This is a genomic window from Microcoleus sp. w1-18aA5 (assembly GCF_036701705.1).
Classification (GTDB): Bacteria; Cyanobacteriota; Cyanobacteriia; order Cyanobacteriales; family Microcoleaceae; genus Microcoleus.
In genome coordinates, this window is sequence record NZ_JAUPTE010000020.1 from 1 (window position 1) to 16357 (window position 16357).

At 44.1% G+C, this 16357-nt stretch carries 9 protein-coding genes; 7 read left to right on the forward strand and 2 right to left on the reverse strand.

What is annotated here, in order from left to right; translation table 11 throughout:
- Nucleotides 1–227 precede the first annotated feature (227 nt).
- Together Q5691_RS09995 and Q5691_RS10000 are read right to left on the reverse strand one after the other, a co-directional pair.
- Nucleotides 228–428, reverse strand: coding sequence for a hypothetical protein (locus Q5691_RS09995; RefSeq protein ID WP_041622289.1), 201 nt, complete (start codon nt 426–428; stop codon nt 228–230).
- A gap of 718 nt (nt 429–1146) precedes the next feature.
- A complete protein-coding gene (locus Q5691_RS10000; protein WP_333056488.1) occupies nt 1147–1344 on the reverse strand; it encodes a hypothetical protein in 198 nt (65 codons plus the stop codon).
- 3273 nt (nt 1345–4617) lie between these two features.
- Here Q5691_RS10000 and Q5691_RS10005 point away from each other — a divergent pair.
- The 7 genes from Q5691_RS10005 to Q5691_RS10035 all read left to right on the forward strand — a co-directional run bounded on the left by Q5691_RS10005 (nt 4618) and on the right by Q5691_RS10035 (nt 16169).
- Nucleotides 4618–5478 (forward strand): calcium-binding protein, encoded by an 861-nt coding sequence (locus Q5691_RS10005; RefSeq protein WP_333311957.1) that lies wholly within the window; start codon nt 4618–4620, stop codon nt 5476–5478.
- A gap of 118 nt (nt 5479–5596) precedes the next feature.
- Nucleotides 5597–5761, forward strand: a complete 165-nt coding sequence (locus tag Q5691_RS10010; protein ID WP_333213506.1) for a hypothetical protein — start codon at nt 5597–5599, stop codon at nt 5759–5761.
- On the forward strand, nt 5758–8541 hold the full coding sequence (locus Q5691_RS10015) for a tetratricopeptide repeat protein (RefSeq protein WP_333213505.1): 2784 nt from the start codon (nt 5758–5760) through the stop codon (nt 8539–8541). The genes Q5691_RS10010 and Q5691_RS10015 overlap by 4 nt, the downstream gene beginning before the upstream one ends.
- A 24-nt stretch (nt 8542–8565) precedes the next feature.
- Nucleotides 8566–12657, forward strand: coding sequence for a tetratricopeptide repeat protein (locus Q5691_RS10020; protein WP_333344689.1), 4092 nt, complete (start codon nt 8566–8568; stop codon nt 12655–12657).
- Nucleotides 12650–14521 carry a tetratricopeptide repeat protein gene (locus Q5691_RS10025; RefSeq protein WP_333344691.1) on the forward strand — a complete coding sequence of 624 codons (1872 nt, stop codon included), beginning with the start codon at nt 12650–12652 and terminating at the stop codon, nt 14519–14521. Before Q5691_RS10020 ends, Q5691_RS10025 begins: the two co-directional genes overlap by 8 nt.
- Nucleotides 14522–14563: 42 nt before the next feature.
- Nucleotides 14564–15205 carry a Uma2 family endonuclease gene (locus Q5691_RS10030; protein ID WP_333344693.1) on the forward strand — a complete coding sequence of 214 codons (642 nt, stop codon included), beginning with the start codon at nt 14564–14566 and terminating at the stop codon, nt 15203–15205.
- A gap of 229 nt (nt 15206–15434) precedes the next feature.
- Nucleotides 15435–16169 (forward strand): glutathione peroxidase, encoded by a 735-nt coding sequence (locus tag Q5691_RS10035; RefSeq protein ID WP_333213501.1) that lies wholly within the window; start codon nt 15435–15437, stop codon nt 16167–16169.
- Nucleotides 16170–16357: the final 188 nt, after the last annotated feature.

Here is a 16357-nt window from a genome sequence, read left to right on the forward strand (position 1 = left end):
AATCTTACACATGCTCAGCGCTGTCAGGAGCCAAAGTCTTTTGATGTAAGGGTTTTAGGCTTTTTCAGCAAGCCCTAAATAAGCTGAGAAAATAGAAGTTAAAACCGCAGGGTGCCTGTGGCGGCACCCTACATTTAGGCTAATGCCTGATTTTTTTAAGGGGATTTAATTCTGCCTTCAAGTGACAGTGCATTTAAAGAGTAGTGGCAAAAAAATTAGAACCGAGTTTAATCTACAACCTTCAGCCAGCCCCGGCGAACTGCGTGGAGCAAGCGGTTGATGGCTGTTTGATCTTCTTCGGTAAGACAGTCATTTAACAGCGCTGTCTTGAGCTGTTGTCGGTGAGTAGGAGTCAGCAGACCGGAGTGATATACCTGAAAGACTAGCTCTGCAATAGTAAATTGAGGTAACAGCGTTTGGGTTTTCATCATGTGTTTTTTCTTTGAACTCACTTTTGACAGTATTAACTAATTTTTCCAAAATTTATGTGATTCAACTACGGGAGTAAATGTGATCGATTGGCTCTTGATGAGTGATTTGTGTCAGCAGAACTTGGGAACCTGATATTTCCTCGATCGCCCTGCTACTTGAAACATAAACCCTGTCCCGATTCCTTGCTTCTGGCAACCCCCACGTCTCTAATTTTGGTTAAGAAACGGTGACAAATACATTAATATTTATCTATTAAGAGATTACTAATGACTGCTAGCGAAATCGCTCTGCTTAATTCAAGGTAAAACTTTTAGCCTGTTTATAAGCCCGCTTTTACCTACATTTACCTAGTTTCTTGCTGTGGTCTTTGTTCCGTGGATATACTTAATAACCCGCCCAAAGACAGATACAATTTTCCGATAAAAGCGGGCATCCGCCCCAAATTTTAACCTTTAGTTCAAGCTCCCAGATTCATATGTGAAGTCAATCTAAAATCTAAAATCTAAAATCTAAAATCTAAAATCTAAAATCGACTAACTGCTTAAAATCAAAAATCCCGGCTTCTTCAAGAAACCGGGTCGAGCTTTTCGAGCGCAGTAAATTTTTTTTTTTGAGAGGGTTAATGGAGCGACCTACTCACTTCAATCTTATTGTTGGCAAAGCTTGACAGGAGAGAAAGTAGAAATACTCATCTCAACTTTTTGTGTGAGGAGACTAATCGGAAATCCTGACCCATCCGCGGCGGATGGCGTGCAGCAGGCGGTTGACTGCATCTCTGGCGTCTTCGCTGAGAGCGCTTTGGCAGAGTTCGCGCAATCCGTGGCTTTGAGTGCGAGTCAGATTGCCTGAATTGGTGACTTGATAGAACAGTTCAGCGATCGCCCGATCAGATTTTAAAGTCAGAGCTTGCATGAAATCTCGTTGAACTCGACTATTATAATATCGAGCATTTGACAAAAGAGTAGGGTGATTGCAGTCGGGTAAGCTGTGTGATCGTTCTTGGCTCGATTTGTGACCGAAGTCTGCCAGTATACGTGATTTAAATCACAGCAAACCCAAGACCTCGATCGCATAAGCTATGATTGGGGTGGTAGCCTCAAGGTTTGACAAAACCTCGACAAGCCCTGAACGCAAGAAGACCTTTAGCGCCTCGCGCCGCCCAGCAGGAGTAAGTCAGCTCAACATCGCAGGCTCTGGACTTGGATAGCTGTGAAACTTTGGCTTTTAGACACTTGCAGCTTGCAGCTCAGGGCATAAAGTTGCGATCGGCGAGCCACGGCCTGAGATACAATAATTATAAATACTTCTATCCCATCTATAGACAGGGAGGTAAAAAAATGATAATGATTAGCTACTTTTCGATTGCCTTAATCGTTTTTCTTGTTTGGTTCAAAAGTTTTTGGAATGATACTGCGACATCTAAAAAAGACGTGATATCTTGGATAGCCTTAATAATCGGCCCTCTGGTTTGGCCTGTTGTTCTGCCCCTATCCCTTTTGCAAATTACCAGCAAAAAGTCTGTCGTACAAACAGCTCGATGCGAGCAAGAATTATAATAAATTGTGGAAGTAACTGGATTCAACACACTCGCTTATCTCTTCCTAAATTATTCTGCCTGCATCGCTCTTGGCAGCGAGTAATTTATCTGGTTTCATGGTAAAAAAAATGCAGCGAGAAGGTAGAATCCACTAAAAATTCTGAATCCTAAAACAGTATTTTTTTACCGCTATCAAATTCTGCCTTCTGCTTTTTTACCTCGCCCAAAAACGGCTACAAGTTTCCGACAGGAGTCGGCTGCTGCCCTAAAAATGAGGCTTTTCTTCAAGCTCTCCGATTCCTCTGTGGAATAAATCTCAAATCTCAAATCGTTCAACTGAGCGAGATTGACTCACCGCTCGCCGAAGGTCTCACGCCGAAGTATCCAATTGACTGATGCCTAATTTTCTGTCACATCGTGAATTAATGGTGCGGATCAGTCAAAATTGTTCAGGCAAAATTGTCAGACTCAAATTATCGGACAGCGACCACAACTTTTTTACCCAAAAATTATTTACCACCTCAACCAAGCTCAAAATTAATATGCAATCTAACATAGCCTGTTGCTTGCAAAAATATAACTTAAGACATATTTTCGCCTGCCGCTGACCAACTTAAGAATTTTCATGACTTCCGGCAACTGCGTACCATTAATCGAAGGTGGGAAAATCCTGGCTAGGCGTGGAAAAACAGCTAGGATATTTGCCATTTAAGCTTTTTTAGCTCCATTTTTTTAAATCGTAGTAGCTTTAAACAGGAAATTGTAGAGTTCGTTTCTGCCCAAAATCCCTAACTCTTACCGCAGTTAGATAGACAATTCAAGGCAGAGACCGCAATATGAAATAGGCAACAAAAACTGTGTCACATCTCAAGTAGGACTTATTTTTGGCGATCGGGCATCCGGAGTGTATAACGCGAGCCAGCTAAATTTTTAGAGGTACGAGATGTTTGGGAACTTCTAAAAAAAAGCGCCGTCACGGTATCCAAATTAGTTATTTGCATAAAAAGTAGGAGTCAAAATGAACAAAGTATCTGAGAAACCAATTTATAGAGTTCTTAATCTATTGTCGCTGTTAGGGCTGACCTACTATGCAGCTACTTCCATCAATTATATTTTCGAGAGTGACGCTCACATCTATAGGTACGATAGCCAGAGCAATTCCAACGCTTCACCAGCGCAACTTGCAGCACACCGCTATGAATAAATAGTAGAGATTTTACCTGAATGAATGCCGAACCCAATTTCGGGGAATTGGCTAATCAATCGTTAATGTTCAGCTCGAAGTTAACAACAATTAGTAAAAAAGTCTTTCCTGAAAACTGAAGATTTTCCCTCACAGGTATTAGCCCTCAAATGGGGAGCATCTCACTTTTGCAGACAAGCTAGAAATTGGAGTTGGGAGGCAGAAGGCAGGAGGCAGGAGGAAATAGGAAGAAAGAAGGAGCCAGAAGAAGTGTTTTTACAAATATGAGATGCTCCCGATCGAATTTACCACAAAAATTAACTGTTTAATGGGTTATCAAAAAAGACCAGAGTGATGAAAGGATGGCCAAGCATTTTCATCATTAAAAGCATTAATAGCTTTAGTAATCGCTTCATCAAGAACATTTGAAGGTGGATACGCTTCAGGACGGAAAATCGCTTTGATTTTTGCCCACTCTAACTAGATGGGAGATAAATCCGGCGAGTATCGAGGTAATAATTTTACTGGGGAGCCGATAGATAGCATCAAAAATTGACGGCTTCAGCATTATGAACAGGTAAATTATCCATAACTACAATTGTGCCAACCCATAACTGCGATTCATCTGTGGACTAAATCTAAAATCTAAAATTTAAAATCTAGTGACAGTACCGTCACAAATCTACCGACCCACCGTTCGTCCCAACTTCACCAAAAGACGATCGCTGCATTGTATGATGATCCGGATGGATGTGGATCATGGTTGAAATGACGGATTGTGGTTTAAAAACAGGGTTTTTTAGCCAAAATTCTGCGTTGATCGTGACTGATTTGGCTGGAAACATCCAGGTGATGAGGCTCAAAAGCCTCTCCAGGACAGTGTTGGGATGCACTTTTGATTAAATACGACCTCCAGCGTGCGTCGGCTTGCTGTGAAAGCCAGTTAAAAAATTTTGATTTGTGGGGAACTCTTGGGGAAAATCTAAAGTCTGGTCAACTACAGTGTACTTAAAAGAAATCGCAGCTTAGTTCCAGCCCCATTGCGGGCGATCGAACTCTCCGGCGATCGACAGTGCCCGCGGGCCCGGTGCAACTTCTCAATCTTGAGAGCATACTCCCATTAAAAATGGTCTCTGTGTATCTTCCGGGTATTGTTTGAATAATGACTAGCCATATCGATGGTCATTATGGTAAACTCGCAAACGTTTAACTGGAATATTTTCGTGTTAGAGGAGGCAGTGGTGGAGTCGAGAGTCAAAAGCAGGAAACAACAGAGATTTGCTGCTCAACGAATACAGGATTCAACTCGCGCTCCGAGGCTCGCTGCTGACAATTTAAATTACATGACAGCTTATAGCAGCCGGGTAAATTAGGGTCTCAACCGATGTCCGGTTTCATTTATTGAATCCCTTTGGAGGGAAAAGTGTATTGTAGAAAAATGATTGATCTTTTAGGAGGAGTGTAAATGACACAGGTAACAAATCCAACACAACCAGCAAGTTCATTACCAGGTGGTGGTGGCGGTGGCTCAACCGTTATCGGCATCACTGGCGCCAACAGGTTGAACGGCAGCGATGGTAGCGATATTATCCTGACTTTTGGGGGCGCAGATGTCGTCGCTGGTGGCGGTGGCAACGACCTGATTATTACCGGAGGCGGAAATGACAGTATCGGTGGCGGCGACGGCAACGATAATATCTTTTCAGGCAGCGGCGCCGATGTGGTCGCTGGGGGCAGCGGCGACGACCGGATCTTTGCTGGTAAAGGGGATGACCTCGTTGATGGCGGTGACGGCAATGACTTGGTTTCTGGCGACAGAGGCAACGACACCGTACTTGGCGGAAGTGGCAGCGATACAGTATTTGGCGGCCAAGGCAATGATATTGTCGACGGCGGCGACGGCAACGACACTGTATACGGCGGTAAAGACAACGATACTGTCAATGGTGGCGGTGGCAATGACTTTATCTCTGGCGACAGAGGCAGCGATGTCCTGATCGGCGGTGCTGGTAGCGATACGTTCTACTTCTTCTCCAGCGGTGGCGATTATGGCGTAGACACGATCACTGACTTTACCCCAGGCGAAGATAAGATCCGCTTGAAGCAGGGCGGTGTGTTCGCTGGTTTGGGTAGCAGCTTCGAGGCAAGCGAGTTTGTCGTCGTTTCTAATTTCAACGCAGCTACTCCAGGAGCAACCACGACCAACAAGTTGGTCTACGACCCAACAAGCGGTGCGTTGTACTTCAACGGCGCCAGCGGAGTGCTAACTATTGCTCAGTTGCAGCCTGGCCTGACAATTACCTCGAACAACTTCGAGTTGTTCTAAAACAACTGGCTGTTGTGGGGCAGCACCGGATAAGATTCGGGGCTGTTCTCACAAAGCCGGTAGTTTTAAAGGATTTCAACCTCACTCTGCCACCAGCGGAGTGAGGTTGAAATCTTAAATGCAGGAAATGAAGCAGGGGCAGTTACAAAAAAGTCGATCGACAGTTATTGATAAAATTAATCGATCGCCCGATCGGGCAAAATATAAATACAAAGTTTTTAAATTAGAATTTCTAGGTTTTACTGAAGCGGTAAAGAAACCGCAACTGCACCGCGAGCAATGAGCACTGAAGAATATATCCGGCAAGCCCAAATTTATTTGAACCGGGGGAAGTTAACTGAGGCGATCGAGTTTTGCAAAAAGGCGATCGAACTTCAACCGTTTTCGCCCTCGGCTTACACGACATTAGGCGAAATTCTCGACGCTCAAGGCGATCCGACGGCGGCAAGAGACGCTTTTGTGCAAGCTTTGGAGATTTCGCCACAGTTTTTTCTAGCTCATGCTTATTTGGGTCAACTTTACAGCGACTATGCGTGGCTGGATGAGGCGGTTTTTCACTACCGACAAGCTCTGGATTTGAAACCAGATTGGGCGCAAGTTCATTATAACTTGGGAAATGTTTTTCACAAGCAGGGTAATTTGTTGGCGGCGATCGACTGTTACCGAAATGCGATCGCCCAAAAACCGGATTATCTCGATGCTTTATACAATCTGGCTGTAGTTTTAGATGAAAATAGTCAGCTCAAAGCGGCAATGGATACCTACCGACAGGTGATTGCCGTGGCGCCGGATTACGTGAAAGCTTACAGCAATCTGGGTGTGATTTTGCTAAAGGACGATCGCGCTGCTGAGGCGATCGAAGTTTACCAGCGGGCGATGGAGATTAAGCCCGATTGGGCGACGCTGCACAATAATTTGGGTCAAGCCTTGCTGGATAAAAATCCCGATCGGGCGATCGCATCTTACCTCACCGCTATTGAGTTGGAGCCGGACATGGTTTTGGCTCATTACAATCTGGGGAAAGCGTGGCAATTACAGGGGGAACATTCGGCTGCGGTTGCTTGTTTCGATCGCGCGATCGAGATCAATTCTGACTATATTTCGGGCTATACAGACGCCGGGTTTTCTTTGATGGTTTTGGGCAAAATTGCTGAAGCCATGCCTTATTTTGAGCGGGCAATAGCTCTGAAGCCTGATTTTGTTGAAGCTTACTGCCGCTTAGGAGACAGGCGCAGAGTTGCGGCGGTAGAAGATGATGAATTGTCAAGGGCGATCGCTGCGTGCGATCGATTTCTCACAGCATTGATGGGAAGGAAGAAGGAAGAAGGAAGAGGGAAGAAGGAAGAAAAAGAAACTATTCCCAATGCCCAATGCCCAATGCCCAATGCCCAATTACCAATTGCTGAAATTTGCGATAATTTAGCCGAAATTTACTTGCATTTGGGAAATGCTTTAACAGAGTACGGCGGGCACGAATCTGCCACCACTTATTATCAAAAAGCTTTGCAAATTCAGCCCAAAAATGCAGAGCTTTACTGGCGGGTGGGAAATTCCTTAGCCCAGCAACAGCGCTTGGGCGCAGCAATTGCAGTTTACCGCATAGCTTTGACGATTCAACCTGCTTTACCGCAGGTTTATTTTGAGTTGGCAAAACTGCTGGAAAAACAGGGGCGCTGGGAACGGGCGATTGATTATTATCAAAAAGTTTTAGAACTGCAATTGCACGGGTATGGGGAGCAGAAAGAATGGAAAACAAAGAGTTTTATCTTGCCAGATAACACCTCTCTAAAACCTCCTCACGGTATTTATTTAGCGAGTTGGGATTGGCTAGTTAATGCTAAGCTGGATGCTGATAATTATGTGGAAATATTTTGGAAATCGGCACCAGAAGCAAGTGCAGAAAATATTCCGAATTCCCAATTTGCGATCGCTAATTCCAAATTGGCTAATTCCGATTGTGCGGGGTTAACTTGCGGGCTGTGTTTGCAGCGGCTTTCTAAGTGGTTCGATCCGGTGCATTTGGGTTGGGGAGTTTGCCGTTTGTCCAACTCGCAACCGATACCTGTGGAGGCGCCCAAGACTTTTGTGGCAGCAATTCCCAACGGGCGAGTTTGGATTGTGCCGCAGGAAAATTATTGGCTGATTTGCAAGGCGATCGCTGTAATTACTCCTGACAATTATTTGTTGGCTGATGTGTCGAGAGATTACCCGGGATTTTTGCCGGGATGCGAAAAGCATGATGTGAGAAAACACAGCGTTTTTCAGTTAGAATCCTTTCCAGGTTTAAAGCAAATTGATGGCAGCGTGGCGGTGCTTTCTGGTTTGTCGGGGAATGTCTATTTTCACTGGATGGTTGACGTTTTGCCGAGGATAGAATTGCTGCGGCACAGCGGTAGGGATTTGGCGGAGATTGATTGGTTTTTGGTGAATAGTTGTCAGCACCAATTTCAGCGGGAAAGTTTGAGAATTCTGGGCATTCCCGAAGAAAAAGTCTTGGAGAGCGATCGCTTGCCTCACATTCAAGCAACCGAGTTAATTGTGCCGTCTTTTGCGGGATATTTGGGCTGGCCTTCTGGGTGGGCGATGGATTTTTTGAGGCGGGAGTTTCTCAAGGGAATTCTACCTAGTTCGATATATCCCAAACGCATTTATATCAGCCGCAGCAAAGCCAGATATCGACGAGTTTTGAACGAGGAAGATGTGGTTGAGGTTTTGGAGAAATTTGGGTTTGTTTCTATTTTGCCGGAGTCGATGTCTTTGGCAGAGCAAATTGCTCATTTTTTCCACGCTGAGGTAATAGTTACAGCCCACGGCAGCGGATTGACAAATACGATTTTTTGTGGCAAGGGAACTAAAGTAATTGAGTTGGTGTCGCCTCACTATATCAGCCATTATTACTGGGGAATCAGTCAATATTTGCAGTTGGAACATTACTTTTTAACTGGCGAGGCTTTTGAATGCTATCCTATTAGACAGTTGATGTATCAGAATTCGCTGACTGAGGATATTTTAGTGAACTTGAGTTCGCTGAAAAGGATGGTTGAGGTGGTGGGTTTGAGTTAGTTGGTGTCTGGAGCAAGTTTAATTATGCCCTCGATTGAGAAGATGGAAAAGGCAGCGGTTGATTTGAGTCGGCAAGCAGAAGTTTATTTAGCTGATGGAAGGTTAAATGAGGCAGTTTCTGCTTGCGAGTCAGCGTTGAAAATTGAACCGAATTTGGCGGCAGCTTGTCAGACGCTGGCAAAGGTGATGCAGGTTCGAGGTGAAATCGAGCAAGCTAAGCAGTGGTATGAAGCGGCAATCGATCGCAATCCAAATTTGCCGGAAGTTTATGCTAATCTCGGCATTTTGTATTCTCAAGAAAAACAGTGGGAAAAGGCGATCGCCAATTGTGAAAAAGCAATTTCGCTAGCGCCGAATTTTGCTGCTGTTTATCGGCAGTTGGCGAGAATTTGGACGCAGTTAGAGAAGGGGGAAGAGGCGGCAGACTGTTGGTATCAAGCTTTTAATATCGAGCCGAATTGGGCCACGGCTGAGGAACACGTGACTCTGGGAAATAGTTTGGTTGAATTGGGAAAGTTCGATCGCGCTATTGAATGTTATTCGCGGGCAATTAAGTTAAACCCGAAGCTAGCAACAGCTTATCACAATTTGGGGGAAATGCTGATTGGCCAGAAGCGGTGGGATGAGGCGATCGCCAATTACCGACAAGCCATTGCCATCAATCCCAATTCGTTTGAATCTTATCACAGTTTGGGTAAAACTTGGGCGGAGCGAGGAGAAGTCGATCGGGCGATCGCCTGTTACCGCAAAAGCATCGAACTCAATCCAAATTATGCTCGTGCTTATGTGGGTTTAGGTAATGTTTTGGTGCAGAAGCGCGAGTTGGATGAAGCCATTAAATGCTACCGTCAGGCTCTTGAAATCAATGATAATTCCTACTGGGCATACAATTGCTTAGGGGATGCTTTAGCTCAAAAACAACTGTGGCCCGAAGCTATTAGTTGCTACCGCAAAGCTATTGCAATAAATCCCAATATTCCATGGTTTTATGTCAATTTGGGAGTTGCCTTAACCTGCGAAAAATCCTGGGATCAAGCTGTGGCTGCTTACCTGCACGCGGTTCAGATTGAGCCGAATTTGACGGGAATCAATCAGCGGTTGGGATATGTTTTGCGGAAGCGCAGCGAATCGGGTTTAGACAGCACAATTGAAACTTATTCCCAAGGTGTAGAGGTACTTGCAAGTGGGAAAGTTTACCATAGCTTGCTGGCAATTGAGTTAGATGGAGCAGAGTTTTATATAAATTTAGGCAATAGTTTAGCGAAACAGAAGCAGTTGGAAGGTGCGATCGTATTTTATAGCATGGCACTGCAAATTGAACCCAATGCTGCGGAAGTTGTTGCAAAACTACACGAGGTTCGGGCGAAACAACAGGAGTTATACGCACAAATTGCCACTTACCGTCACCAAATAGAAATCGAGCCGACAAATTCTAAGCCTTACAACGATTTAGGAAATATTTTACCGCAATTAGGGGAATTAGAAGAAGCAATTATTTGTCACCAAAAAGCGAGCGAATTGAGGGGTTGGCCTGAGTGTGGGGCGAAAGATTATCAATTTACCCAAGATTGGTTTACCCACAATATCCCTATTTGGAAACGGCATTTGCAGGAATTTACCGGAATTGCGGATTTTCAAGTGGTGGAAATTGGCAGTTTTCAGGGAATGTCGGCTTGCTGGCTGCTGGATAATATTTTAACTCATCCGACGGCAAAGATTACTTGTATTGATTTGTATTTTCAACAACATTTTAAGGGCAATATTGTTAAAACAGGAGCAGCAGATCGGGTAATTGAATTAGAAGGTTACTCTCAAGATTTGTTAGTGAATTTGGCCTCGGAATATTACGATGTTGCTTACATTGATGGCTGTCACAAACCTACCAGCGCTCTGCAAGATGCGATTTTATCTTGGAGGTTGGTGAAAGTTGGGGGATTGATGATTTTTGACGATTACGAGTTTACGTTTCCCGACAGCCCGGAGCAAGATACTAAAATTGGGATAGATGTTTTTTTGGAGATGTTTGGAAGTCAGTTAGAAGTAGTACACAAAGGCTATCAACTGATTGTCAAAAAAATCGGCAATCAAAGTTTGGGTGAAGAGCAAACTCTGGTGTCTCTAGGTTGGGAAAAGTTGGGAGATATTGCAGCAAATGCCGGTTATTTGGATGAGGCGACCGCCCGGTATCAAACAGCTATTAAAATTAAGTCTGGCAACTACTTAACTTACCACAAGTTGGGTAAATCTCTGCAAAAAAAAGAACTATTTGACGAAGCTCGGGCCGCTTACCAACGGGCGATCGCACTCAACCCTAATTTGAGTTGGGTTCACCACTTTTTGGGGGAAACTTTACAGGCAATTGAGGAATACGACGAAGCCGCTGCTGCTTACCGCAAAGCTATTGAGTTAAATCCAGATTTTTGTTGGACTTACAACAATTTAGGTGATGTACTGATGGAGCTTTCTGAGTGGGAGGAAGCTGCTGTTGCTTACCGCAAGTTAGTTGAACTAAATCCCGATTTTTGTTGGTCTTACGATAGATTAGGTAAGGCTTTGGTTGCTCTGGAAAATTGGGAGGAGGCGGCCGCGGCTTACCGCAAAGCTATTGAATTAAATTCCGATGATTGTTGGCTGTACAATTGTTTGGGAGAAGTTCTGGAATCACAAGAAAATTGGCCCGAAGCAGCAGTGGCTTTTGGTCGTGCTATTGAGCTAGAATCTGATCATAGTTGGCTGTACAAAAAGTTGGGTGATGCACTGCGGAAGCAAGGAGAATTGGAAAGGGCGATCGCCATTTACGAAAAAGGCATCAATCTCGATCCAAAATCGTGTTGGTGTTACGAAGGATTGGGTTTGAGTTTAATGGCTAAACAGCAGTGGGAACCTGCAATCACTAATTTAGTTCAAGCCCTGCAAATTAAACCCGATTTGTTTGAAGCTTACGATAATATAGGTTATGCTCTGGGACAACAAGGAGAAGGCGATGAGAGCGATCGGGCAAATTGCAGCAATCTAATCTTACCCTTAAGTATTCTCAAAAAATACTGTGGGTTTACAGAAGATTTGACCGTTGCAGCAGAATCCAATCCTAACCTCACCTGCATTGACATTCATCCTGCGAGTCAAATCAATTTATCAGATTCCAAAACAATCGACACCAGCCGCAGATTTTGGGAACATCAAAGTCATTCGAGAAAAGCTTTTGTTGCCGTCTTGCCAAACGGACGAGCTTGGGCAGATGTTGTGACTACCGCTGTGATTACTTCAGACAATAAACTTGTTGCTGATATTTCAATGGGCTGTTCTGAATTGGTAATCACTTCCGACAAATTGCCTCCCGCTGAACACTTGGAGGGAAATGTGGCTTTTTTATCTGCTCGCTGGGGTGGAGCCGCTTATTTTCATTGGATGTTTGATGTGATTACGCGCTTTGATCTTTTGCAGCGTAGCGGATTGATAGAAACTATAGATAAGTTTGTTGTCAATGCCAGGGATTATTCCTATCAAGCAGAAACTTTAGATACTTTAGGAATTCCTCAAAATAAACTTTTAGAAAGTCGCTGCAGTTTACACATTGCCACTGATAAATTAATAGTTCCATCAATATCTTATGACGGATCGGGGGCGGTTTCAAAATGGAAGTGTGAATATCTCAGAAAGACTTTTTTAAAGGAACAACAGCCACTAAGCACCGACTATTCGGAGCGGATTTATATCAGCCGCCAACAAGCTTCCTATCGGCGAATCGTCAACGATGAAGAGGTAATTAAATACTTAGAAAAATTTGGGTTCCGCAGTGTCAAGCTGGAAACGATGTCGATAGCGGAACAAGCATCGTGTTTGGCTGCTGCTAAAGTAGTTGTCGCACCCCACGGAGGGGGGTTAACAAATCTAGTTTTTTGCAGTCCGGGAACTAAGGTAATTGAGATTTTTTCTCCCCTTTACGTTCCCTATTGTTATTGGATGATTAGCAATTTGTGCGGTTTGGAACATTACTATTTAATTGGTGATTTGGTTGATGATGGAACTCCGACCAAACCTTTACATAAGGATATGCAGTTGGATTTGAACTCGCTGGAAAAATTACTGGCTATGGCAGGAGTTTTGCATGGATAATGACTACCACAATTTGGGGAATTCCCTGCAAGAAAGCGGTAGGTTTGATGAGGCTGTTGCTGCTTACAAAAAAGCTATTGAATTAAATCCCAAGTTTTCCTGGTCTTATCACAGTTTGGGCGATGTTTGGCTGAAACTTGCAAAATGGGAGGAAGCTGTCGCTGCTTACAAAAAAGCTGTTGAGTTAAATCCCGATTTTTCTTGGTCTTATCACAATCTGGGCGATGCTTTGCTGAAACTTCGGCGATGGGAAGAGGCTGCTGCTGCTTACCGCTGCGAGATTGCACTCAACTCGGATTTTGCTTGGTCTTTTTGCAATTTAGGCGACGCTTTAACTAAACTAAAACAGTGGGATGAAGCTATCGCCACGTATTTAAAAGCTGTTAAAATTGATGGAGATTTGCCGGAAATTTACGAGAAGTTGGGATATGCTCTCGGACAAACAGATTCTGATTTAAAGTTGGTGTTAGAACAATATCAATTGCAAATTACACCGGAAAATTGGGAGTTTTATTTGAAGTTAGGAGAGAATTTAGCCAAGTACGATCGCCCAAAAAGCGCAATTATTATTTACAAATTGCTATTGACAAGGATGCCGAGTTGTGCAGAAATATCAGCGAAATTAGAGGACTTGTTGCAGCAGCAAGAAAAGTGCGGTCGCGCATTAGCCTCATCTCGCGCAACGGTAGCCCAACAACCCGATGATTGCTGGTCTTATTATAATTTAGGTGCTGTTCTGAGCCACCAAAAATATTGGGAGGAAGCGGCGGCGACATTTTTCCAAGCAATAGAAATAAATCCCGATCTTCCTTGGTGGTTTTATTACAATTTGTGGGAAGTTTTTGTTAGGCAAAACAAGCTCGATGAAGTTGAGAACTTGTGCCGAGAAGTTGTTGCAGCTAAACCGGAGGCTTTTTGGCCTTATCTGAATTTGGGGGAAGCTTTGACAAGGCAAGGTAAAATTGCTGAGGCGATTGATTTTTATCGAACTGTCAGTTACAAACAAAGTTTTGCATCTCTTATCAGTAAGAGAACAGGCAAGATGCCTGTTCCACAAGAAGATACAGGCAAGATGCCTGTTCCACAAGAAGATACAGGCATCTTGCCTGTTCCACAAAATTGGGACTTAAAACCAGTCCAAGTTCCTAACTTTATAATTATTGGTTCTCAGCGGTGCGGGACGACTTCTCTGTATACTTATTTAGCTCAACACCCGCAAATTTTGACTCCGATTAAAAAGGAGATGGATTTTTTTTCGTGGCACTTTGACAGAGGGATTGATTGGTATTTGGCTCATTTTCCGCCCATGCCTCCGGGAGAGGAATTTGTAACTGGCGAAGCAAGTCCGAGCTATTTTGACTATCGGGAAGCACCGGAACGTCTCTACAGCGCATTTCCAGAGGCGAAACTGATTGTACTGTTACGAAATCCGGTCGATCGGGCGATTTCTCAATTTTATCGCTTGACTGACTTAAACTGGGAATCGCGAGCGCTCGATCGAGTAATTAGCGATGAAATTGAACGGTTGAATCAAAATCCAGAATACATCATCGGCGAGGAACCGGGCAATTATTTAGCTCGCGGTAGGTACATAGAATTTATTAAAAACTGGCGGACTTTCTTTCCTACAGAACAGTTGCTAATTTTGAAAAGCGAAGATTTTTATGCAGATGCAGCGACAACAGTCAAGCCAGTTTTAGAATTCTTAGATTTGCCGGGATATCAATTGTCTGAGTACCAAAATGCTAATCCCGGTTCTTACCAGCGAGTAAATGAATCGGTTCGCGACAGGTTAAGCGATTATTTCCGACCTTACAATCAGGAATTAGAGGAATATTTGGGGAGGCAGTTTGATTGGGAATAAAGTTGAGCTAAGATTAGAACAACTTGTAAGGAGGTAATACCGATGCTGACGAGCGAGCTAGATACGCTACTTAAGGAACAAGCATTCCAACGCCAAGATCCTGAAGATCGCTACATTACCGATAGCGCCAACTGGGAACAATACGAGACACTGCTGAATCGGATTGGAGATGCGGCAGGATATCGAGTTACTTATTTAGATGGAGTTTTGGAAATTATGTCGCCTTCTCGCCGCCATGAAAGTAGAAAAACTCGCATTGGAGATCTGCTGCTTATTTATTTTGTAGAAGCTGACATCGAATATTTCCCTTTTGGGTCTACAACTCTGCGACAAGAGGAAAAACGTGGCGGTACGGAACCAGATGAAGCTTACTGTATTGGCACAGATAAAGAATTTCCCGATTTGGTAATTGAAGTGATTGTTACCAGTGGCAGCATCAATAAACTAGAACTGTATAGAAGGTTGAATGTGCGAGAGGTTTGGTTCTGGCGAAATGACCGATTTTCTATCTACCATTTGCGAGAAGAAATCCCGGTTGAATTCGTGTCAAACTGCGGTTATGAATTAATCACACAAAGCGAATTGCTACCGGTAATTGATATCGATATATTGACAGAATGTGTAAAAAATCCTCACCCGTTAGCAGCAGCAAAGGAATGGAGACAGAATTGCCGACCTACTTAAACAGCAAGTTTTAAATCTGCTAGCTGTCGCAAAGACAATGAACTGAGCTCGCGCGCGCCACGAGATTGATTCGGACTATGATTCAAACTATCGTCGCAAAGACAATGGACTGAGCTCGCGCGCGCCCAAGTCCGAGAAAAAACCCGCCTAGCCTTGACAAGTCATACTCGTTATGAGTACGCTATAATAAGCAAAGGAATTGAACCCAAGTACCCAAAAATTTAAAATCATGCTGACGAACCAAGAAGGTCAAAGAGTACCCAAAGTCACCTTTCGCACTCGCAAAGACAACGAGTGGGTCGATGTCACCACCGATGATATATTTGCAGGCAAAACCGTAGCAGTGTTCTCGCTGCCTGGAGCTTTTACTCCCACTTGTTCGTCAACGCACCTCCCCGGTTACAACGAATTGGCGAAAGTTTTCAAAGAAAACGGCGTAGATGAAATCGTTTGCATTTCCGTCAATGACACCTTTGTGATGAACGAGTGGGCCAAAGACCAAGAAGCAGACAATGTGACATTAATTCCCGACGGTAACGGCGAATTTACCGAAGGCATGGGAATGCTGGTAGACAAAACAGATTTAGGCTTTGGCAAGCGGTCTTGGCGTTATTCGATGCTGGTAAAAGATGGCTTGGTTGAAAAAATGTTTATTGAGCCAGAGGAACCGGGCGACCCTTTCAAAGTGTCCGATGCCGAGACGATGCTCAACTACATCAACTCCGCAGCAACCAAGCCGAAGGTAGTTTCGCTGTTTACAAAAATGGGCTGTCCCTTCTGCGCTAAGGCTAAGGCAATGCTGAGTCAGAAGGGCTTGGATTATGAAGAAATCGTCTTGGGCCGGGATATCACAACTCGATCGCTCCGGGCTGTGACTGGGGCTACAACAGTGCCGCAAGTATTTATCGACGGCAAGTTGATCGGTGGTTCCGAAGCCCTAGAGTCTTATTTGTCTGTTGCTTAATTAAACAACAATAACTTAGCCTGCGGGTGCACAGTGCACACCTTCGTTGTAGGGTGCGTACTGTGCACCTTTGCCGTATTTGGGGGTATTTAGCCCGATCGAGCTTCTGAGTCAAAAGTTTGATCGGTCTATTGATCCATTCTCGTGCAACAATTACTGGGGAAGTAATATTAAAAACGCAACGAATG